The following is a 20,377-nucleotide window of genomic DNA, read 5'->3' on the forward strand; positions in this document are numbered from 1 at the left end:
TACTATCAGTGATATGTCATTGAAATCATGCTCGATCTCGTTGCGAATACTGGTCATTGTGGCCAGCACCCGCCCGGGCCGTCTTGCACCGGCCATCGCGGAGTGGTTTACAGACGCGACGCGAAGCGATGCGGACCGCGCAGACGCTCGCTTCGAACTAGCAGATCTGGACGAGATCGCGTTGCCCCTACTGGACGAGCCGGAGCATCCGTCGGGAGGTGTGTACAGGCACGAGCACACGCGTAAGTGGAGCCGACAAGTGGCGGCCGCCGATGCGTTCGTGATCGTCACCCCCGAGTACAACTACGGAATGCCCGCTGTGTTGAAGAACGCGCTTGACTTCCTCTATGAGGAGTGGGCGTGGAAACCCGTGGCGTTCATAAGTTACGGCAATACTTCGGCCGGAACACGATCGGTGGAAATGGCCAAGCAAGTGGTCTGTGCACTGCGCATGATGCCGATCGGGGCTACCATGTCGATGCGCATCAAGGACAGCATTAACAATGGACGGGTTCGGGCCGGCGTGGAACTGGACAACGCCGCTCGCCGCGTGCTCGCCGAACTGACCCGCGTTGCTCGTGCCATGCGGCCGTTGCGCGTGATCGACAACGACAGCGAGACCAGTCGCCCGGTCACGGCGCTCAGCATCGCTGCCGCCTCGGAGGACGATCTCGGCGAATTACTAGTGCTGCAGCGCTGTTGCTGGGTGCAGGAGGCGCTGGCAAACGACACCCTGGACCTCGCACCGTTCCGGGAGACGCTCGCAGACGTCCGGGCCTGGTCCGACTCGTGGCAAGTCTGGTGCGCACGCCGAAACGGCCGCGTGATCGGCGCCGTCCGCGCCCGCACAAACGGCCCAGCGTGGGAAATCGGACGGCTGATGGTCGCACCCGATCAGGCAGGGCAAGGCCTCGGCTCCTGGCTGCTCGCATACGCCGAGCGGCACGCCCCAGCTGATGCAACCGAGTTCGCCCTGTTCACCGGCCAACGGAGTCAGAACAACATCCGCTTGTATCAGCGTGCCGGCTACACGCTCCAACCGACTCCGGTGAACGACAGCAGCGACATCAGCGTGCATCTCACCAAGCCGATGCATCAAGACGTGGAACGGAAGTCGAGGGATGCCACCGTGATTGCGGATTGATCGGTCCAGATGACAATCGCAAACTCAGTATTGGCGTATGCATTAGCTGCGGGACTATTAACAATTCTGCCTGGGCCGGACACGGCGGTCGTCCTCACAACGGCACTTCGGGCAGGAAGGAGACCCGCGCGCCGCGCCGCCCTCGGGATAGGAACCGGACTGTTGATCTGGGGACTCGCCGCCGCGCTCGGCCTGTCGGCGGTGCTGAGAACGACCGGACTGGTATATTCGGTCTTCAAATACGCGTGCGCCGCGTACCTCGCCTTCCTGGCCTTCCAATGCTTCCGCGCTGCAGTGCGGCGCGAGCACGGCCCCACCGGGCAGGAACCAGTTATCAACGATCGGTCCACAGCATTTCCGGCTCAGGGCTGGGGTTTTCGCCGCGCGTTTCTCACCGCGATCACAAACCCGAAACTCGGAATCTTCTTCGTGGCGTTTCTGCCGCAATTCATTCCTCCAGACACGTCCCCGATTGCGATGACGCTTCTGCTGAGCGCAGTGCAGGCGGTGGAGGCAGTCATCTGGTATCTGATCATCGGCGCGGTAGCGGCCAGCGCCGGGCACCAGATGTCGCGTGCAGGTTTCGTGCGCGCAGTAAACGCGGTTACCGGTGTCGTCTTTCTCATTTTCGGCATCGCCGTCCTCGCTGAGCAGACATCGTGACCGCGCCGATCGCTCGTTGTGAAGGGGGAGCGAGCTTTGGCGTCCTCCACATATTGAGGTATCTTCTCGACTGGCCGAATTGAATCAGAGTTCACCGTCCGCTGAGGTTCCAACTGCGGGCCTACCCGGGCAGTCCTCTCTCACTAACGACGTGTTCATGCTGAGTGTGGAATTCAATCGTCGAACCCCTGGCAAACATGGTAGGAACACATCGATGCATTCTCGATTCGAGCTGATCAAAGCCGACCTGGACGACATCACGAACACGATGCGGCGGCTGGTGGAGAGCGAGCGGAGGCCATCCAGGCCCTGACCCGTCCACCTCGTTCGCCACACGACGGAGCGAGCGTCACCGCGGCGGCGTCTCGGGCGCGTGCTGAGCCGATCCTCAGAAGCACTATGGCGGTTGCCTCAGGCGGGGCGCCTCGGCGAACATGTCGATCGAGCTCCGTCAAGGCCGTGGCAAGGCTGGTGCGAGCCGTGATCGTCGGCACGCGGCTCTGACGACGTGGGTGGCGACGTAAGCGAGAACGTCCTCGAGCGAAGCGTGGGCGGTGCCTCCCGTGCGCGCCGCGACGGAGGACACGTTGATCCAGGCCACCGGCTTGCCTTGGATCTCGCTGCCGCCGACCGTCCGGTCAAGCAGGTTCTTGAAGAACCGCGTCCGCTTCCGCGATCTGACGGAGAAAGTCTCCCACGGCCTGTGGCAAAGGCTCGTGGTTGCGGCCTGCTTCGTTCGAGGATTCACGGCAGGGCGGTCAGGGGGTTAGGGTCGGTTGTCGAGCCAGTCCGCAAGCGTCGGACCTACCGTCTCGACGCCGTCGGCAGGGAGAAGCGCTCCTCCCCTGAACGCGGCGCCGAGGCGGCCGGGAAGTGGTAGCGGGATCGGCTGGGGGGTGTGCTGGTGGGCGTGCTGGCGAACCTGTTGCGTCAAGGCCCACAGCGTAGTGATGTCCGGTCCGGTGACCTCCACTGTTGAGGAAGGAGGGGCGCCTAGTGCTGAGTCCGCGAGCACCTCTGCAACGGCAGCGAGCGCCACCGGGCGGATCTTCATTGAGGGCACGAGTGCGATCGGGCCGAGCCGGAACCGTTCGAGGTTCTGCTCCGCGAACTCGTACCACTGCGTCGATCGGACAATGATCAGGTGTTCGCTCACGCATCGCGCGATCCGTTCCTGCTCTGCTTTGGCTGCGAAGTACCCGTACCCCTGCACGTCGGGTCGCTCGCAGTTGATGATCGAAAGCAGCACGTGACGGTCGATCTGGCACTCGCGCACGGCGTGTGCAATTGCGCGCGTCGAGCTGCTGAAGAAGCGGGTGGCGACGCGGCGGCTCGTGGTGAACAGGCCAGTCGCCTCGATCACCGCCTCAACACCGTCGAGAGCAGCCGCAGCGTCGTCATGCAAGACGTCAAAGCCCGTGGACCTCGAGAGCATGCGCACTGCGGTTCCGCGAGCTCGCAGAGCGTCTTGTATGGCACGGCCGGACCGGCCTCCACCAACTACTGCAACTTCCACCCTGACCCTCCTCTACGAACGTGCAGCCATATGTCAAGACGGTATCCGTTGACCACTTGATATGTCAAGTGGTCAACGGAACCGTGTTGTGCGCTGCTGCTTGGCACTTTCGCTGTCCACTGCTCGATGTGTCAGCGCGTGGGGTGAGCAGGCGCGAGGAGCTCCACACCTGCGTCAGCTATCACGATCCGTCGCGCTGAAGGCTCCCTGCTCGTGTCTCAGAGCGCCGAACCCGGTAGATTTCCGGAAACCTCAATGCTAATTCGCTCCAGCGTCGCTAGGTCTTCCGACCGCAACCGATCGAAGAACGACTGCCTCACGGCGGTGAGATGGGCTCCCGTGGCTGCACTGATCGCTGCCATCCCTTCCTCGGTGACCACAACATCAGTGCTCACACCGTCCGCCGCCGGTTCTCTTCGTACGAGAGAACGCCGCGCCATTCGGTCCAAGTGATGAGATAGGCGTGAGAAGGACCAGCTCAAGTGCTCGGCGAGCGCCTTGATGGCCCCCCGATGCTCGGGAAGTGGGGCTACCGACGACAGCACGTCGTAGTCCTGCATCGATAGCTCGCTGACGCGAGCCAGTTCCCGCGCCAGGTGTGCCTCGAGCTGACGAAACATCAAGCGAAGCCCTTTCCAAGTCCGCAACTCGTCCTCGGACAAACGCCGTTCACTGATCACGACCAGGACACTACGGGCCGCCAACTTGGCATGTCAAGTTACATCTCGGACGCTCATCCCGTGCACGTCCTCGTGCACAAGGGAGACGATCACTCTTCCGGGAAAAGCCGGCGTTGGTCGACAGTGGCCCCTTCCCTCCGAGACCCACGGTGACCCGTAGTGAGTACGGACTGCTCAACCACAATGTTGGACAACCGGTCATACGGTGTGCGCCCGCGGGATATGAATAGCGAGGCAACGTAAAATACTGGCAGCGCGTATGCAAGGATCAGCAGTATCAAGACCCAAGTAGCGGGCGGGTCCTTGGCGGCCGAGTCAAAGAGCCCGAATACCGCGGCGTGAGCAATGGTCCATGGAACACCGAGCTTCAAGGCATTCCGGCCCAACAGCGAGGCAAATGTGGGGGTTCCGCCGTCAACCTCTCGCATACGAATACCAACAACTCGCTTGCCCAGGCTCGCGCCCTCACGCGACTCAGTCAGTGTGATTCCGACCGTCACTGGAGCGATGGTAACGACTAAGGCGAGCAAGTTTTCCTGCACCTCGTTAAATCGCCCATTGGCTCCCGAGAGCAGGTAAATTGTGACCCCAGCCGCAGCCACAATAGCGACCCACGCACCGATGCATAGGCCGTCGATGAGACCTGCAGCCAAGCGCCGCCAGGGAAGATGCCGGCTAGCGTAGATAGCAGGGGGGTGGCTCATGCCAGTTCCGCGCGAGAAATGGGCGTTGCACCGGAGGTTCCGCTGAGGAAGGCCCGAATGGATTCGACATGAGCGCCTGGCTGTAACCTGCTGTCCATCAATAGCCCATGGCACAGCACAACGACTGGGCCGCCATCTCCCGTGTCCGGGTATTCAACTTCGCCAGTAGACAGTGCGACGCTACCCTTGATCATCGACTTTCGCCCTTCATTCTTATCGTATATTGCCCTCGGATGTCGCCAGGTGAGGCAACCCCCAGCCGTTAGACAGTAGGGGTTCTCGTGAGCGCAGCAAGCACCAGCGCTGGCACGGCGGCTGGCGTCCTGGCCCAGGTCCGTCCTGGGAAGCCGCACCGGAGCAGCCATGCAGCGAGTTAGGCGCCGCTCCGGTAGCGCGCCTGTCCTGGCAGTGCCAGCGGCTACGGTGGTCATGCCGATGGATCCGCAAATTCGTCGGCTCGTGCTGCTGGCAAGATTAGTCGATCGATAATCGCTTCAACCTGCTCCCTCTTGGGGCTCGCGCCAGTGGTCAACACGATTTGGAAGAGAAGCGCCGGGCCAGCGGATGCGAGAAGAGCGGCATCCGCGCCTCGGGGGATCTCACCTCGCGTCTCGGCGGCCACAAACAGGCTTTCCAACATTCCCAGTCTCGGTTTTATTACCTCGTTACGGAGGCGTTGCACGAATCGTTCGTCTGCCTCAGACGCCGTCCCCGCCGCGAGCGAGCGTAGGAGCGACAACGGCGCCGCACCGGAGGAATACATCTGGAGGAGTAGTTCTAACAACCCCTCACGAAGTGGGACCCCTTCCTGCGCAGGGTGAAGAACCGGGAGCCAAGGACTGAACGTTGATGAAACCAAGTCCGCCTTCGACTTCCAACGCCGATAGATCGACATTCGACTTACTCCCGCACGTTTCGCGATGCCCTCGACCGTCGCGGCGTCGTAGCCGACGTCTTCCAACTCGTCGGAGACGGCCTTTCCGATCGCCGACTCCAACGCCGCGCCCCGGCGCCGGGTCCCTCTGGCTGAATCCGGGACGTCACGTGAGTGGCTTATTGACATTTAGCTGACCCCTCTCAGAGAGTGCCCCGCCGCGAAGCCCTACTCCGCGGCGCAGGCCCGAGAGGTGAGGCCAGCGGGCTCCTTTTCAGGCCCGACACCCACATCACCATCGAGCTTTGAACAACCGGTAGCCGGCTCAAAACCCGGATGGCGGTATTGCGCGCGAGCCGGCCGAGGGGGTTTCGGAGTAACGCCATTCGCGTGATGCGATCCGTGTAAGCAAGCACTTCAAGCGCTGCGGATCGTCGGCTTGGCTCGTAACCGTCGAGAGTAGAGTCGCTGCCTTCGAGCTGGACCACCTCCCCCAACCTGTCAGCGATGTCATACGCGTCGGCAATCCCGGTGTTCATTCCTTGCCCTGCCGCGGGGCTGTGGACATGAGCCGCGTCTCCGCAGAGGAAAACACCACCTCGCCGAAAGTGGTCGGCGACCCGGTGGCTGATTCGGAACCTCGAAGACCACTCAGGGTCCGCCGCTGTCGCTGTGCTCAAATGGCGCTGATTCAATAGCGCCTGGATGTAGCCTCTGTCCGGAGCAGCCGGCGTCGCGACGTCCTGGGTGGCAGTGGCGATCAGGCGGTAACGGCCTGAAGGGAGCTTGCCGAGCACCGTGACGCCATATGGAGATAACGTGATACGTGCTTCGTTTGCCGGGAACAGGTCTGGGGACAAGGAGATGTCGGCCAAGACAAAGTCGTCCAAGTAGGTCTCTCCCCGGAATTCCTCGCCGATAGCTGCCCGTACGACGCTGTGGGACCCGTCGGCGCCGACCACATACTCGGCATTAACGGTGAAGGTCATCCCAAATGGTTGCGCAGACCCGGAGACTACGCTGCGGTCGCCATCCGACGTCACGGACTCAACCCTCAGATTTCGGTGTACAGAGTGCCCCAACTCCGCCAGTCGGGAGATCAGTAGCCCCTCGGTTACGTTTTGCGGCACCCCAAGCGCGAATGGGAAGCGACCCGGGAGGCGCTTCAGCTCAACGCGCGCCAGCTTCTTCCCGCCATCAGCCAGGGTGATGACGTCGACCCGCTGGCCCGCGGCGATGAGAGCTTCGCCCAGACCGATCCGATCGATTATCTCAATCGTCGAAGCGTGCACCAGCGCGGCCCGAGATTCCCGCGTGGGATGGGGCGCGGCGTCGACGATCATCATAGGCACCCCGCGTTCAGCTAGGCGGATTGCCGCAACCAGTCCCGTAGGACCTGCGCCGACGATAACCACCGTCGTCGTCATCGGAAGGCCCGCATTCGCCACTACCACCGGGTACCACCTTTTCGCATAAGATACATGAGTGTAACATTAGCGCATTGTAAGAATAGTTAGACAACTCGGATGTCTATGGTCGACCTCGGTGTCTGCCAGGGGAACTAAAGATGATGAGCAAGACCGACCCACAATCCGGCCGTCCGGGTTTCGCGTTCCCGCTGATGCTTCTCGGCGCATTCCGGGCCGTAATCGATGAACTGCAGGAGGACCTCGCACACCGCGGCTACAGCAACATGCGTCCCTCGTACGGCTTCGCACTCCAGGCCATCGGCACTCAGGGTGCGACTGCAGTGGACGTCGGCCGCCGTCTTGACATGTCGAAACAAGCGGCGGGTAAAACGATCGACAAGCTGGTCGAAGACGGATACGTCGCCCGAGCATCCGATCCGGGCGACAGACGACGCAAGACAGTGACGCTCACCGCCCGCGGCGTGGACGTGTTGACGGAGTCGGCTTGCAGTTTCGGTCGGGTCCGCAGACGGTGGATCGCCGTGCTGGGAGACGCGGAGTTCCAAGCGCTCGAGTCCGGCCTCCAGGCCATATCTGGTGAGAGCGCGGGCGCACTCGACCTCACGGGATGGCTATGATGCCTCAGGTTCAACTGTCCGCAGGACCGATCGACTATCAGGACACCGGTGGCGCGGGTCCGGTACTGGTACTCGCCCACGGACTGCCGATGAATGAGAGGCAATGGCGCAAGGTGACTCCGTTGCTGAACGGCTATCGATGCATCCTTCCGACGCTGCCGCTCGGGGGTCACCGGCACCCGATGAACCCGGGCGCCGACCTATCCCAACGCGGCGTCGCGCTGCTGCTGGGCGAACTACTGGACCGACTCGATCTGAACGCGGTGACCCTCATCCTGAACGACTGGGGTGGTGGGCAGTTCCTGATTTCGGAGGGAAAATCAGACCGAATCGCCCGGCTGGTTCTCGTGGCGTGCGAGGCGTTCGACAACTTCCCGCCGGGCCCGGCCAAGCAACTGGCGGTGCTGGCGAGGATGCCCGGTGGCATCTGGCTGTTGATGCAGCTGTTGCGGATCAAACGCGTCCGGCGAAACCGGACGTTGTACGGGGGAATGAGCCTGCGCGGCATCCCGGACGACATTCTGGACGACTGGTTCGCGCCAGCAACCCGGGACCGAGCCATCCGTCGAGACTTTGCCAAGTTCGCGACGTCGGCGCCGAACCGCGACACCCTCCTCGCCTGGAGTGAGCGGATGCGGCACTTCGACCGTCCCGTGCTCGTCGTTTGGGCGCGCCAAGACACATTCATGCCGCAGGAACACGGTCGGCGCCTGGCCGAGCTGTTTCCTCAGGGGCGCCTGGTTGAGATCGACGACTCGGCGACCCTGGTCCCTGAGGACCAGCCCGAGCAACTGGCACAGGTGTTGGTCCGCTTCCTTATGGAAACGGGAGCCAAGCCGGCAGCCCGTACCGACTGAGGCCGCACCTCGCCGTTCAGCGGAAATCGGCAGCAGGAGTCGACCTCGAGAAGTTCAGGATGATCTTGCCGTGAACGTGTCCTGCGTCGATGACGCTGTGCGCCTCGGGCGCCTGCACCGGCTCATACACTCCCGTGATCGGCAAGATGACCTTCCCATCGGCGACCAGGGTCACCAACTCCTGGAGGAGCCGTGTCGAGCGCACACCGCGAAGCCGATGGACGCCGAAGCGTGCAGCGGCCTCGTCATTGACCGTCGTGCCGATGCGCTGACGGTCAGCGACGAGCTCATTAGACACCTCGGTCGCTGGGCCCCCGATCAGGTCGAGAGCGGCGTCCACACCGGTGGTTGCCGCATCGCGGACCCGTTCGATCAAACCCGGGCCGTAGACCACGGGGATCGCGCCAAGCCGTCGCAGATAGTCGTGGTTCGCCTCGCTGGCGGTTCCGATGACGCTCACCCCGCGCATCCGGGCGAGTTGGATGGCGAGAGTCCCAACGCCTCCGGCAGCGGCGTGAATCAACAGAGTATCGCCAGGCCCGACGTTAAGGGTCTCGACCGCGTTGGCCGCCGTCTGCCCCGCCCCGGAGAGAGCGCCGGCAACCTCGAAGCTCACACCATCGGGTTTGGTGATCACCTGATCGGCCGGTACGATCACGCTCTCGCTGTACGCGATCGCCGACCCGAATCCTAAGACCGCCTGGCCGGGGACCAGCGTGCTGACGCCAGCTCCGACCTCATCAATGACCCCGGAGAACTCATTGCCGAGCGTCATCGAGACAGTCGCAGGTTTGCCGGCGGCGAACTGCCCGCGGCGCAGCTTCGCATCGACCTGCTGTATTCCCGCCACGGACACGCGCACCCGCACCTGCCCCTCGCCTGGCGAGGATGTTTCGCGTTCACGAAGGTGGAGGACCTCGGGCCCGCCGTACTCGTCGAACTCGACCCTGGTGTGCGCGTTCATTGCCCCACGCTAACGCGGCCATCCAGATGCTCCGGCCCAGTCCGGCTCGAGCGGAACGCGTCGGCATGTTCTGCGGCCCAGTCAGCTAAGCTGGTCGCGTCCCTCCCGAGAACGTCACTGACGGAGTCCGTGACCGGGGTGGGTGCGCTGACGGCGAAAGCGAGCATCCGCAAATAGGCATCGGCAAAGCCTGCCGGAAAGCCCTGCCTCATCATCGCCTCACGCGCAGCATCCGGGGAAATCTCGTGATAGGCCAGTTCCCGGCCCAGGGCCTCGCCGATGCTCGTCAGCATGGCGCGCTGGCTGAGCGAATCGGGTCCGGTTAGTTCCACCCGTTGTCCGAGCAGCTGGTCGGTACGCAGGGCGGCCGCGGCAACCGCTGCGACATCGAGCTCGACGATGGGAGCCGCCATCGCCTCGGCGTACGGCCCGTACACGACATCGGTGGACCGGATTTGGGACGCCCAGAGCCCGATCATGTTGGAGGCATAAATCGCGCTGCGCAAGCTGGTCCACTCCAGTCCGCTGGCAATGACCGCGGCCTCGACTTCGGCGTTGAGATCTCCGCGGAAGCGCGACGGCTGGCGCTCCCGGTCGTCCTCGACGTTGATCGCCGACAGTACGACAGCACGGGTGACGCCCGCTTCGACTGCCCGAGCCAATATCGGACCGGCGTTATCGCCGACAGCGCGCGGATTAATGAGGATGGCCTGGGCATCCGCAAGGCAGTCCACGACAGCCGCACCGGAAGTCAGATCAGCGACAACGACATCGACCTCGGCAGGCAGACCCGCCGGCGCGGGCTGACGGGTGATCGCCCGCACCCGCTCCCCCGCGTCGACGAGAAGCCTCAGCAGTGGGCGACCGACGCCTCCGGTCGCCCCAGTCACGATGATCACAGCATGTTCTCCTTCGAGTTAGGGACGCGGCCTAGTTCGCCACGTAGCTGGCGTGCCCGCGCAGATCGGCGCGGTCGAGCGCATCAAGCAGCGCGGTTGCGAGATCGGGGATGGTGATGGTCTGGCCGCGTGCTGGTGGCCGGCGCCGGTCCAGGCGGTACTCGCCGGTGCCGATCCTGTCCTGAAGATATGGCGGCCGCAACGCCACCCAGTCGACACCGCTCGCCTCCAAGATGGCCTCCATCGCGCGCATGTCGCGGTACGTGGCTCCGAAGAACCGCTCCAGTACGGGGAGCAGCAGACGGCGCTGGAATGCAGGATGCTCGCTCGGCGCCCCGACCGGTGCGGCCGAGATTACGACGATTCGGTCGATCCGGTGGATCGCCATCGCAGACAGGAGGTTCCGGATTCCGTCCGAGTACACATGCGTCGGTTGACGGGAGGTGCCTGCGCCCAGGGCGGACACAACAGCGTCAGAGCCCTCTAATGCAGAATTGACCGATTCCGGCCGCAAGACGTCGGCGGCCACCCACCGGACTCCAGGGTGGAACGTGGGTGAAGGTGCGGGAGTGCGAGCTATCGCTGTCACCTCGAGCCCGCGCTGTACTGCCTGCTCAACGACCTGTCGCCCAGTGCGCCCGGACGCACCCACCACACTGATCTTCATCGGTGCACCTCCTTTTCCAATCTCTCCAGAATACACATCTGTAGTGACTGTCACTCTAGGTGACAATCACCTGAAATGCTAGAATCATGCCCGTGACCCCGAAACTCATACAGTACGCAGAGTCGGCATCTTTCCTGTTCTCTCAGATCGGGGCCCAGATCGCAGAGCTCTTCGGCACCGAGCTGTCGAAGATCGGAGTGACGCCGCGCGGCTTCGGAGTTATGACCAACCTTCAGGTTTCGGGAAGTCTGACCCAGCAGCACCTGGCCGACAACCTTGGCATTCATCGCAACAACATGGTTGGCCTGATCGACGAGCTCGAGGCCTTGGGATGGGTGCGACGCAACCGCAGTTCGGCCGACCGGCGGGCATTCGATATTCAGCTCACTCGCCAGGGCAGCGAGACGGTAGACCGTGCGCTCCGCCTAGTGGCAGAACTCGAGCGACACGTGACAGAAGGCCTAACCCGAACAGAGGCCGACCTTCTCATCCAGTTACTCCGCACCGTCGCACATTCGTTGGATTTGGCTCCCGGGATTCACCCGCACCTCAAAGCGGCGCGACGCACCTAATAGTCAAAAGTTCTATGCAACTGCGGGTCATGGCAGCACTACCAGTGTGGGCCATTCCGTGCTCCACCTTCTAGTCTTCTTCTCGTACACAACTTGACGAGGCGCCGGGTCTGTCGATGTGGAGATGATCCCCGAGGGACGGATGAATGCCCTTGCCCGCTACGGGTTGGCGGGTAAGGGCTCGGCGGTTCACGGATTATCGGGGCAGTGCAGGGGTGCGACACTGCTTTGTGCCGTGCGCATTGACGTGAGAGGTTACCGATGATTTGTGTGTGATGCCATGGATGCCATCGTCACCGAACGCGTTCTTCGCAAGGCAGCCAGGGAATCCAGTGCGGCCCGGTTGAAGTCCCTTCCCCGCTTGTCCAAGGCCTCACTGCAATTGGCAAAGGTCGCGAAAAGGGGTACCGCCGGCAGATTCACACCTAGTTGACTGTGCAGGAATCCAGACACGCGCTGGCCCGACTCGTCTTTCATGGCAGGAGAGGCCAGATACGCCAGTCCTACGGGGAAGGCCAGGAAGACCAACTCGGAGCCCTTAGCCTGGTCCTGAACGCCGTCATCCTGTGGAACACCCGCTACCTGGACGCCGCACTCACCGGGCTCCGCGACAGCGGCCACAACGTTGCCGATGAGGACGTACAACGACTATCGCCGCTGATCTCGGAACACATCAATATGCTGGGCCGCTACTCCTTCACAGCTGGTGCCACAGGAACGCAACTTCGGCCATTCCGGAAACCCGACGAGGACCGAGAGACCTAAACGAGGCAACATTGCTCTGAATGTATCCCGTCCCGTAGCGGGACGGGATAGCGGTAAGAATAGCAATGTGCTGTCTATGATTGTTGCTTATGAAACCGGAACCGCAACACCATATTCGTTTCGCACGTCCGGCCCTCGACATTGAAGCGGCCATTCGATTTTGGGTCGACGGAGTTGGTCTGCCACTCCAAGGGCGTCAGGAAGACGAGGGTTCGGGGCACAAGCTTGCTTTCATTGGCTGGCCAGATGCGGCCTGGCACTTGGAAATCGTCGAAGACGATACCTTGCAACCTTCGCCCAGCGCTGAAGACCTCCTTGTGATTTACCTTGGCGGCCCTATAGATGAAGACGTCATATCGCGGATCGAGCATGCCGGAGGCGTCCGAGTTGCCGCACGGAATCCTTACTGGGACAAGCATGGCATGACATTCACCGACGTTGACGGGTATCTTCTGGTACTAGCCACGCGCGACTGGTCGTAATTACCAGAACTGCTCGGCGCCGATTTTCAGGAGTAGTCAGCGCAGTCCTGCCGTGACCGCAGGGGAACCTCCTACGGAACCTGCCAGAAGACGCGCCCTGACCTTCATTTTGTGCCCGTACAATTGCCCAGCTTTTTACCAATCCACGCCCGCCGCCCGCAGAATCGAATTGATTTTCTCATCATGTTCGGTGTCCCAAGCATCAAGTGTTTGGGCTTTCTCACGTTGGGCTTTCTCCGAGACCGCTTTCAGTACCGTTTCTAGTCGTTCAGCTGGAACTGCGACGATTCCTTCCTCATCTGCGACGATGAAATCGTTTGGGTGTACGAGTACGCCACCGCAGTTCACAGGTTCTTGCAGGGGAAGAACAACAGCTTTCAGTGCGGGCTTAGGAACTACAGCGCGAGCAAAGACGGGAAATCCAAGTTCACGGATTTCTTTGACATCCCGGATGGCGCCGTCGACTATATAGTCCGGCAATTCCTCGTCGTTGTGCGACAGCACAAGCGTTTCCGCCTGCGATCGCATGGGAAGCGTCACCGCCATCAACTACGAGTACTGACCCGAGGGGTGCACGGTGAATCGCGGCATGGAGCATCAAATTATCTCCAGGGGCGCAACGCACTGTATAAGCCGGCCCGTTCAGTTGCGCACCATCCCACAAAGGCCGAATTTCAAGTGTAAGGATTTGTGATCGATTCACCTGCTCGGCGACTGCTGTGGGTGAAACAAACTGGGGCAAGGCTGACATGATGACTCCCTTGGGTGGTTGGATGCTCTCAGAGCCTACGGGCGAAAGGTTCTTTGGCTTGCCTTATGACCATGCTTCGTCGAGCACCGTTGAAGACCTGAACGGCTAACCGGTAATTTATACCGTAAGTCGGTCCATCAGCCGGACATCACCCGACGGGACTCGTCGATGTCATGACAGTAGGCGACGGCGTTCAGCTGCATGCATCTTATTCTTCGTCATATTCCATGCTCCTTCGAATCCAACGTGAACCAGGACCTTCAGATGCGGCCTCGTCTTGAGGATTGAAGAGGTGACATTTCTTGAGGGAGAGGCAACCGCAGCCGATGCAATCATCGAGTGATCCTTGAAGTTTTTCCAGCTGGCGGACCCTCCGTGCCACCAGGACTGCCCAGTGCGTGCTGAGCTGGTGCCATTGGGCCTGGGTAGGGGCCCTGTCTGAAGGCAGTTCGGACAGGGCTTCCGCAATCTCGGCCAAGGTGAGGCCTACTCGTTGCCCTGCGGCAATCACGGCCAATCGCCGCAGGGTATATCGGCGGTAAAGACGCTTGTTGCCGGGGGTTCGTTCAGAGGTGATCAGGTTTCGCGACTCGTAATACCTCACGGTGGGCACCGACAAGCCTGACCGGCGCGCAATCTCACCGATGGGCAGCAGGCTCTTGGGCATGACGGGTGTCATACGCCCATGATTTCATGCCACAAGCTTGACCTCAAGCTACCTTCACCTAGTTCGATGGTGCATACGCCCTCGAACAGAAGGAAAACCATGACCCCCATATTGATCAACGGTGAACGCGAAGCCACCGCTGCAGCAGATCGGGAACAAGCTTCGGTGCAGCCTGCAAACCGTGCCCGTGAACAGCGCCAAGGACTGAGACTCCTGAGGAAACAGCTCCGCGAGAGAAGAGGCTCCATCCGAACAGCGAGCATCCCACGACCCTACGAATCACCCCAGAGCATTATGGGCGGAAGTTTTGGTTCGAGAATCATCTGACCGACGAATACATCCGGTAGAACCAACCTCTAAGAGAAGGAATGCCAATAATGAAAATCCGCAGCGTCGCCATCACCGTCCGTGACCTCGCCAAAGCAGTGCAGTTCTACCGCGACATTCTGCTGCTACCGGTCGAGGTGGCCCACGCCAGCGCAGAAGTCACCATTGGCTCAAGCCGACTAACACTGACCACCGGGGATGGTTTTGACGGCGTCCATCACCTCGCCTTCGGGATCCTGCCGTCGGAGTTTGAACTGGCCCACGACTGGCTGGCCCGTCGTGTCTCTCTACTCCAGGCGGACGGCTCGGAAGTCTTCTTCGGTGGGGATGACTGGAAATCCCGGTCCCTGTATTTTTTGGGCCCCGAAGGCATCATCCTGGAGTTCATCGCCCGCGACGCCGATGCATCCACGGTTTCCAGCAAGGGTGAGAACCCGCAAATCTTGTCCATCAGTGAAGTTGGAATTGGCGTAGAAGACGTGCTGGCCGCCGTAGCAACGCTGTCCGAAGGGCTGGCCATCCCCAACTTTTACGATTGCTCAAGCACCTTCGCATCAATGGGCAGCCATGACGGTCTCCTGATCGTTGTACAACAGGAACGGCTCTGGTTCCCCAGCAAGGTATCTAAACCGGCTCGCGGGCCCCTGACTATTCAGATCGAACCACTGGCGGGGAAATCTCGGGTGGATCTCAGCTCGAGAATCTCGATAGCCCGCGGATAGCTAAGGCCACGGCCGGCCTGCGTCTACTTCAGAAAACGTCCTGGTAGAAGGTTCCTTACAGAGGCCAGCAACTCGTCCCGCAAACCGAAGGGCTACCGGGCTTTCAAGGAGCCCAGTAAGGATCGCTCTGCCCAACCCATTCACTTGAATTGGTGACGTGCGCGGCCATGCGCACTAGGTTTTCACGACAACTGTGAAAAGTGCTCGAACATAGCCTCCGCTGAACTCGGCCACCGGCTGTGGTCCGGTTTCTAAATTAATCTGTCAGGGTACCTTGACAGATGGCTTGCAGCAGAGGACGCTGAAGGCATGAATGATCTGGGGAAGTTGGAGTGGTCGTTGTCGTTGCATGCTGCGGTTGAGTGGTTTGATGAGCTGCGAACCCAGGAAGCGATTGGTGAGGGGCCGGGGCCGTCACTGCGAACGGCTGAAGCGTTGGAGTTGTTGGCGCTCAGTGAGGTCATCACCCGCAAGGTGAGGTATGGCCAGCAGCTGAGTGTGCGGACCGCGCGGACAGCTGGAGCGTCATGGGCTGACATCGGCAGGTCGCTGGGCATCAGTCGTCAGGCGGCTTGGGAGACGCACATGCGCTGGATTGACGGGCAGGAAGCTCAGCGCCGCGCAGTCGACACCGAAGGGCTTGACGTTGAACAGATCGCACAGGCGCGTACTTGGGCCGGCACCCTGGCAGACTGACAGGACGCCGGTGAATAACGCCTCACGTTCCCCAGAATGCGATTTCCCATAGGGGAACGCTGAGCGGACGGAGGTACCGAAATGGCCAGATCTTTGGTCGGTCGGAATCTTTTGGAATGTCTTCCCCTCCGATGGTGCGAGAGTCAAAAGGTTGTCATCCATATCAAGCGTCGAGCCTAATTGTTAAGCGCTGACCGCTCCCCGGATCATGCTGATGAGGTCGCTGACTAATCCCGGCAGGGTGTCCTCTCCGGGTTGTTGTGACATGAGCCAGATGTCCATCGCCTGGCCCATTCCCATCACGACGGCGATCAGCAGGCTGGATGGCAGGTCGTCGCGGACGGCGCCCACGCGTTGTCCCGCGGTGAGCGCCTGCTCGATCCAATGGAGTGATGCCTGCTCAATGTCGCCTTGTGCTGCCTGGAACGCGGGGTTTTTCGACGCTGCAGCCCAACCCCGAAGCAGCGCTGCAAGCTGCGGCGAGGCGGTGAGGGCTCTCATCAATTGCAGGTAGTAGTCCTCCAGAACTGCCCAGAACGCATCGGCATCACCGATGTCCAGCTCCGGCAGTGTCCCGACGCGGGCGAACAGCCCGGCCAGCTCGGTGCGGACGAGGTAGGCGTAGAGGTCTTCCTTGCCGTCGAAGTAGTAGTACATCGATCCCTTGGAAATACCGGCAGTGTCGATCACTCGGTTGAGCGAGGCGTCGTGGAATCCGTGTGCGGCGAACTCGTCCAGGGCCGCCTGGAGGATGGCCTGTTGCTGCTCTAGCGGTAGTTTTGTGAATCGTGGTCGAACCATTGGCTCAGCGGGCCGTCTCGGTTGTGGGGAACGGTGGGAGCTCAACGGCATCGTGAAAGCTTCTTCCCATCACGATGTCGGCAACCTTGGGAAGTCCCATCAAGCGCATCACCGTGTTCCTTTCAAATAGTTGCAGCCTGTTCTTCGGGGCGAACGCCAGCCCCAAACCCACTGCGGCGTCCTGCTTGGACTGCAGCAACGGGGCCAGCCGCGCCTGGTATCGGGCGAACGCCTCGCGGTGGTCGCCCGCTGTCGCCAGTTCCGTCGCTAGCGTGTAGGCCTCGACCATCGCCAAAGCGGAGCCCTGCCCGGCCAGAAACGATGGGCACGCTCCGGCATCGCCCACCAACGCAACCCGCCCCGTCGTCCACGACGGCATCCGGATCTGGCTCACCGCGTCGAAATAGAAATCCCTGGCCTGGGACATGAGCTCGAGCATGGCCGGCACCTCCCACCCCTTCTGGCCCAGCTTGGCCCGCAGCAGGCTCTCCTGTGCCGCGCGCCCGGTAGGTACGTCACCGTCATGTCGGAGGGAGACCAGGAACAGTGTGACGTCGTCGCGAAGGGAAAGCCGGACCGCCTGGAAGCCCACGTCGGCGTACATCATCGCGACGAGCTCATCGCGTTCCGGGTACCGGTCCGCTTCGAACGCGGCCACGACCATCCCCAGGTACCTCTCGAAGCCCTCGTCCGGGCCGAATGCGAGCCTTCTTACCCGGGAGTGAAGGCCATCAGCTCCGATCACCAAGTCGAAGTCCCGGGTGCTGCCGCTCTCGAACGTTACCCGGACCCGGTCGCCGTCATCCGTCAGGTCCTGCACCGTGTCGCCCAGAATCAGCTCGGCGGCGCCGCCGAGAGCTTCGTAAATCACGGCAGAGAGGTCGGAGCGGGCGAGACTCAAGTATCGCTCCACTGATTCCATGATGACCTCGGGTTTGAAAGAAGCCACCCGGCGACCTTCACGGTTGACCGCCCAGGCTTCCGTCATCACGTACCCACGCCGCCGCAGCTCGGGCAGGATGCCCATCTTCTCCGCCACGTCGAACCCGGCACCCCAAAAGTCGATGAGGTATCCACCGCTGCGGAGCTCTGGTGCCTGTTCGACGAGCGTGACCTCGTGCCCCGCCCTGGTCAGCCAGAACGCCGCCGTCGGGCCCGCAATACCGGCACCCACAACCAAGACCTTCATGATGAACCCTCGATTCCGCTCGCCTTAGACCATTAGTCTAAACCGGCGGTCTAAAGAAGTCACTGGTGGCAATATTGGCCAGTGAGTGGATCGCGCGGGTGGTCGGGGTCAGCCCGGCGACCGTGCGGTCATGGCGGGCCCGTTTCAGCGAAGAGGGCCTCGCTCATTTGGGCGACGTCCGTCCAGGGCGTGGCCGCAAGCCGGTTATCCCGCAGTCAATTGTTGACCGGTCGTTGAGTTGACAAGGAATTCCAAACCGGAGGGGCAGACGCACTGGTCGGTGCGGACCATGGCCGCGAAAGTTGGGGTGTCGTCGGCCTAGGTACAACGGATCTGGGCTGCCCCACCAAGCCAGGAACCATCGAAGACGACCTCCGCACCGCCGCTGCGAGGGCCCCCGCCCGGCGACGGTGCGGCTGATCCCGCAGGGGATAAGAGGAAGCTGCTGCTAAATCAGTCGTTCAGGCGATGCGACCAGTAGCCGGGCCGGCGCGCCTCGTGGGCGTAGGCGAGGACATAGACATCTCTCTCGCGGATGGTGTAGACGAGCCGGTACGGGAACTTGCCGAGGTGCCACCTGCGGATCATCGGCTCGCGCCGCCGGCCGCGGTACGGCGGCGGCGCGTCCGGCCACCCGGAGGATCAGCTCCGCTGCGGATTCGGCCGCGTCGGCGAACTCGTCGCCGAGCTGGCCGTCCTCGATCCCTACGTACCGCTCATGGGCATCCAAGAACTCCTCACGAGCCTCGGGGTGCTCGTTCCAGTCAGGGGTCACCTACGCCGCGCGGCCGACCGTGCCCGCGCGATGGCGATGGTCTCTCGACCGCTGACCGGCGCGACCTCGCCGCTCATCAGCTCATCGAGCCGGCGGTCGATCGTCTCGTCCCAGCCGGCGTCGACCTCGGCCTGCTCCGCCTCGTCGACCTGCTGGAGCGCGAGCGCGGCGATCTCGCGCGCGTCGGCGTCAATGGCCCTGCCCGCCGCGATGTAGTCCTGCAGCTCCGCGATGTAGTCCTGCAGCTCCGAAGCCATGTCCCCAGTCTACGCCGGGGAGCAAGAGGGAGGGACGCGACATGGGAGCCTATTCCCTCGGGGCGACCCACGAGAAGACTGCCTGGTCCCATCGTTCAATGTCGATGTTCCACTCTTGGGTGTGTTCGACGTTTTGGAACGGAATCAGGGTCATGAGGTCAGGACGGATACGCGCTATCTGTCGGGATACATCGAAGGGAGTAGACCGGTCGTTTTCACTATGTAGCACCAACATGCGCGTTTGGAGCTCTTGGGCACGCGGCAACCAATCGAGTGCGGACAGTTCCAGGGGTTCATGCAGGCCTGTTATCTTCCGCAAAGGTTTCGATTCGAGCAGTCGCAGTCCGAGGGCGGCAGCGGGCTTGGGAAGCTTGGCTGCGCGTGCATTGGCCATCAGCGTGCTGGTCCAGTCGAAGACGGGAGCGTCGAGAATGAGTCCGACAATCTGGCGCCGGTATTCTGATCGAGCGGCGGCTTGAAGTGCCATAGAGCCACCGAGTGACCAACCGAAGAGAAAGATTCGCTTGGCACCTTGATCAACTGCGTAGGCAAGTGCTGCTTCGACGTCCCGCCACTCGCTCTGCCCCAAGTTGTGACGGCCGTCGGTGGAGGCCGGCGCCTGCCCGTCGTTCCGATAGGACACCACAAGGGACGTCAATCCGAGTCGATCGGCGACGGGTACCCCGCGGAGGGCCCCGGCTTTAGTGCCGCCCATTCCGTGGATGTGTATGGCCCAAACTCCGGGTGCGATTGAAGCATCCACTGGAGCGAATTTCCATGCTGGCGCCGAACCGTTTTCCACGGGAATCTCAACGTCTTCATACGGCAAGCCAAGTGGTCCCGGGCTCGGGTAAACGTAGCCACTCCAGATGCCTGCTCGTGCGGTGGAAAGTTGGCCTGAGTCAACTCTTTCAACCATCCGCGTGACGGTCGATGCCCTGTCGTCAATCGCGACGACTGATCCAATGCAGGCGTGTCCGCTGCCACCTGCGTACCAGAGGCTATAGAGGCCTGGAGACAGTGTTCGTGTAGAAGATGGCAACTCAATGAGCAGCCCCCATTTTGCATCGACGAAGACGCGTCGGATCTCGAGATCCTCTATGCGTTTGGTCCGCGGGACGACGATTTGGCGTGCAAAGTAGACAGCGGCGAGTAACGTGGCCGCACCGCCGACGAGCGCCGCAACTGACGCGCCAAAAACGATCCTACGCATTATCCTCCTCCTGGGCGCTCAAGCGGACGTTCCTGACGGTAGACGCGATAGCCCTCGTCAAGAAGATCGCTCGAATCAATCCTAAAGAACCTAGCGAAATTCTGCAGGAGTCCCTTGTCTGTGGCCAAGGATCCCTCGCCACCGC

The 20,377-nt window shown here is 61.8% G+C and carries 24 protein-coding genes and 1 pseudogene; 10 read left to right on the forward strand and 15 right to left on the reverse strand.

Annotated elements, in window-relative coordinates; genetic code table 11:
- Window positions 1-13 precede the first annotated feature (13 nt).
- Together QMG52_RS09355 and QMG52_RS09360 are read left to right on the forward strand one after the other, a co-directional pair.
- Entirely contained in the window at window positions 14-1,144 is a 1,131-nt protein-coding gene (locus QMG52_RS09355) for a GNAT family N-acetyltransferase (protein ID WP_283560145.1), read from the forward strand.
- 9 nt (window positions 1,145-1,153) lie between these two features.
- Window positions 1,154-1,807 (forward strand): LysE family translocator, encoded by a 654-nt coding sequence (locus tag QMG52_RS09360; protein ID WP_283560146.1) that lies wholly within the window; start codon window positions 1,154-1,156, stop codon window positions 1,805-1,807.
- A gap of 766 nt (window positions 1,808-2,573) precedes the next feature.
- Here QMG52_RS09360 and QMG52_RS09365 read toward each other — a convergent pair.
- The 5 genes from QMG52_RS09365 to QMG52_RS09380 all read right to left on the reverse strand — a co-directional run bounded on the left by QMG52_RS09365 (window position 2,574) and on the right by QMG52_RS09380 (window position 7,008).
- Entirely contained in the window at window positions 2,574-3,212 is a 639-nt protein-coding gene (locus tag QMG52_RS09365) for an SDR family oxidoreductase (RefSeq protein ID WP_283560147.1), read from the reverse strand.
- A gap of 329 nt (window positions 3,213-3,541) precedes the next feature.
- Window positions 3,542-4,003, reverse strand: coding sequence for a MarR family winged helix-turn-helix transcriptional regulator (locus tag QMG52_RS09370; protein ID WP_283560148.1), 462 nt, complete (start codon window positions 4,001-4,003; stop codon window positions 3,542-3,544).
- An 89-nt stretch (window positions 4,004-4,092) separates the two neighbouring features.
- The gene (locus QMG52_RS09375) at window positions 4,093-4,707 is read right to left on the reverse strand and encodes an RDD family protein (RefSeq protein WP_283560149.1); all 615 of its coding nucleotides are present in this window, start codon (window positions 4,705-4,707) and stop codon (window positions 4,093-4,095) included.
- Window positions 4,708-5,134: 427 nt separating this feature from the next.
- Window positions 5,135-5,770: a TetR/AcrR family transcriptional regulator gene (locus QMG52_RS22200; protein WP_502920480.1), complete on the reverse strand. Its 636-nt coding sequence runs from the start codon at window positions 5,768-5,770 to the stop codon at window positions 5,135-5,137.
- Between the two features lie 14 nt (window positions 5,771-5,784).
- On the reverse strand, window positions 5,785-7,008 hold the full coding sequence (locus QMG52_RS09380; RefSeq protein ID WP_283560231.1) for an FAD-dependent oxidoreductase: 1,224 nt from the start codon (window positions 7,006-7,008) through the stop codon (window positions 5,785-5,787).
- A gap of 140 nt (window positions 7,009-7,148) precedes the next feature.
- Between QMG52_RS09380 and QMG52_RS09385 the strand changes: the two genes are divergently transcribed.
- Both QMG52_RS09385 and QMG52_RS09390 read left to right on the forward strand, forming a co-directional pair.
- On the forward strand, window positions 7,149-7,628 hold the full coding sequence (locus QMG52_RS09385) for a MarR family winged helix-turn-helix transcriptional regulator (protein WP_283560150.1): 480 nt from the start codon (window positions 7,149-7,151) through the stop codon (window positions 7,626-7,628).
- Window positions 7,628-8,485, forward strand: a complete 858-nt coding sequence (locus tag QMG52_RS09390; RefSeq protein WP_283560232.1) for an alpha/beta fold hydrolase — start codon at window positions 7,628-7,630, stop codon at window positions 8,483-8,485. Before QMG52_RS09385 ends, QMG52_RS09390 begins: the two co-directional genes overlap by 1 nt.
- A gap of 16 nt (window positions 8,486-8,501) precedes the next feature.
- On the opposite strand, the gene QMG52_RS09395 is transcribed toward QMG52_RS09390, so the two are convergent.
- Genes QMG52_RS09395 through QMG52_RS09405 form a run of 3 tightly spaced genes read right to left on the reverse strand, consistent with a single transcriptional unit; the run spans window position 8,502 to window position 11,015 of the window.
- Entirely contained in the window at window positions 8,502-9,449 is a 948-nt protein-coding gene (locus QMG52_RS09395; protein WP_283560151.1) for an NADP-dependent oxidoreductase, read from the reverse strand.
- Window positions 9,446-10,348, reverse strand: a complete 903-nt coding sequence (locus QMG52_RS09400) for an NAD(P)H-binding protein (RefSeq protein WP_283560152.1) — start codon at window positions 10,346-10,348, stop codon at window positions 9,446-9,448. Before QMG52_RS09400 ends, QMG52_RS09395 begins: the two co-directional genes overlap by 4 nt.
- Before the next feature lie 31 nt (window positions 10,349-10,379).
- A complete protein-coding gene (locus QMG52_RS09405) occupies window positions 10,380-11,015 on the reverse strand; it encodes an NAD(P)-dependent oxidoreductase (RefSeq protein ID WP_283560153.1) in 636 nt (211 codons plus the stop codon).
- Window positions 11,016-11,107: 92 nt separating this feature from the next.
- Here QMG52_RS09405 and QMG52_RS09410 point away from each other — a divergent pair, with 92 nt between their 5' ends.
- From QMG52_RS09410 to QMG52_RS09420, 3 genes and pseudogenes are all read left to right on the forward strand, one after another.
- Window positions 11,108-11,587 (forward strand): MarR family winged helix-turn-helix transcriptional regulator, encoded by a 480-nt coding sequence (locus QMG52_RS09410; protein WP_283560154.1) that lies wholly within the window; start codon window positions 11,108-11,110, stop codon window positions 11,585-11,587.
- A gap of 372 nt (window positions 11,588-11,959) precedes the next feature.
- Window positions 11,960-12,352: pseudogene (locus QMG52_RS09415) on the forward strand (Tn3 family transposase); the annotation flags it as partial.
- 89 nt (window positions 12,353-12,441) lie between these two features.
- Window positions 12,442-12,834 (forward strand): VOC family protein, encoded by a 393-nt coding sequence (locus QMG52_RS09420; protein WP_283560155.1) that lies wholly within the window; start codon window positions 12,442-12,444, stop codon window positions 12,832-12,834.
- A gap of 135 nt (window positions 12,835-12,969) precedes the next feature.
- Here QMG52_RS09420 and QMG52_RS09425 read toward each other — a convergent pair whose 3' ends face one another.
- The 3 genes from QMG52_RS09425 to soxR all read right to left on the reverse strand — a co-directional run bounded on the left by QMG52_RS09425 (window position 12,970) and on the right by soxR (window position 14,264).
- Window positions 12,970-13,374 carry an RraA family protein gene (locus QMG52_RS09425; RefSeq protein WP_283560156.1) on the reverse strand — a complete coding sequence of 135 codons (405 nt, stop codon included), beginning with the start codon at window positions 13,372-13,374 and terminating at the stop codon, window positions 12,970-12,972.
- Window positions 13,262-13,585 (reverse strand): RraA family protein, encoded by a 324-nt coding sequence (locus QMG52_RS22205; RefSeq protein WP_502920482.1) that lies wholly within the window; start codon window positions 13,583-13,585, stop codon window positions 13,262-13,264. The genes QMG52_RS09425 and QMG52_RS22205 overlap by 113 nt, the downstream gene beginning before the upstream one ends.
- Before the next feature lie 208 nt (window positions 13,586-13,793).
- Window positions 13,794-14,264, reverse strand: coding sequence for a redox-sensitive transcriptional activator SoxR (gene soxR / locus QMG52_RS09430; protein ID WP_283560157.1), 471 nt, complete (start codon window positions 14,262-14,264; stop codon window positions 13,794-13,796).
- A 365-nt stretch (window positions 14,265-14,629) separates the two neighbouring features.
- Here soxR and QMG52_RS09435 point away from each other — a divergent pair, with 365 nt between their 5' ends.
- Together QMG52_RS09435 and QMG52_RS09440 are read left to right on the forward strand one after the other, a co-directional pair.
- On the forward strand, window positions 14,630-15,301 hold the full coding sequence (locus tag QMG52_RS09435; protein WP_283560158.1) for a VOC family protein: 672 nt from the start codon (window positions 14,630-14,632) through the stop codon (window positions 15,299-15,301).
- 309 nt (window positions 15,302-15,610) lie between these two features.
- Entirely contained in the window at window positions 15,611-15,997 is a 387-nt protein-coding gene (locus tag QMG52_RS09440) for a hypothetical protein (RefSeq protein WP_283560159.1), read from the forward strand.
- Between the two features lie 183 nt (window positions 15,998-16,180).
- On the opposite strand, the gene QMG52_RS09445 is transcribed toward QMG52_RS09440, so the two are convergent.
- Both QMG52_RS09445 and QMG52_RS09450 read right to left on the reverse strand, forming a co-directional pair.
- Window positions 16,181-16,798 (reverse strand): TetR/AcrR family transcriptional regulator, encoded by a 618-nt coding sequence (locus QMG52_RS09445; protein WP_283560160.1) that lies wholly within the window; start codon window positions 16,796-16,798, stop codon window positions 16,181-16,183.
- A 4-nt stretch (window positions 16,799-16,802) separates the two neighbouring features.
- Entirely contained in the window at window positions 16,803-17,987 is a 1,185-nt protein-coding gene (locus QMG52_RS09450) for an FAD-binding domain (protein WP_283560161.1), read from the reverse strand.
- Between the two features lie 98 nt (window positions 17,988-18,085).
- Between QMG52_RS09450 and QMG52_RS22210 the strand changes: the two genes are divergently transcribed.
- Window positions 18,086-18,229, forward strand: a complete 144-nt coding sequence (locus QMG52_RS22210; protein WP_502920488.1) for a helix-turn-helix domain-containing protein — start codon at window positions 18,086-18,088, stop codon at window positions 18,227-18,229.
- Between the two features lie 529 nt (window positions 18,230-18,758).
- On the opposite strand, the gene QMG52_RS09455 is transcribed toward QMG52_RS22210, so the two are convergent.
- Both QMG52_RS09455 and QMG52_RS22215 read right to left on the reverse strand, forming a co-directional pair.
- Entirely contained in the window at window positions 18,759-19,019 is a 261-nt protein-coding gene (locus tag QMG52_RS09455; RefSeq protein WP_283560162.1) for an addiction module protein, read from the reverse strand.
- Window positions 19,020-19,068: 49 nt separating this feature from the next.
- Window positions 19,069-20,232, reverse strand: a complete 1,164-nt coding sequence (locus QMG52_RS22215) for an alpha/beta hydrolase family protein (protein ID WP_502920483.1) — start codon at window positions 20,230-20,232, stop codon at window positions 19,069-19,071.
- Between the last annotated feature and the right edge of the window lie 145 nt (window positions 20,233-20,377).

Source organism: Paenarthrobacter sp. PH39-S1 (assembly GCF_030063245.1).
In the GTDB taxonomy this organism is placed as follows: Bacteria; Actinomycetota; Actinomycetes; order Actinomycetales; family Micrococcaceae; genus Arthrobacter_M.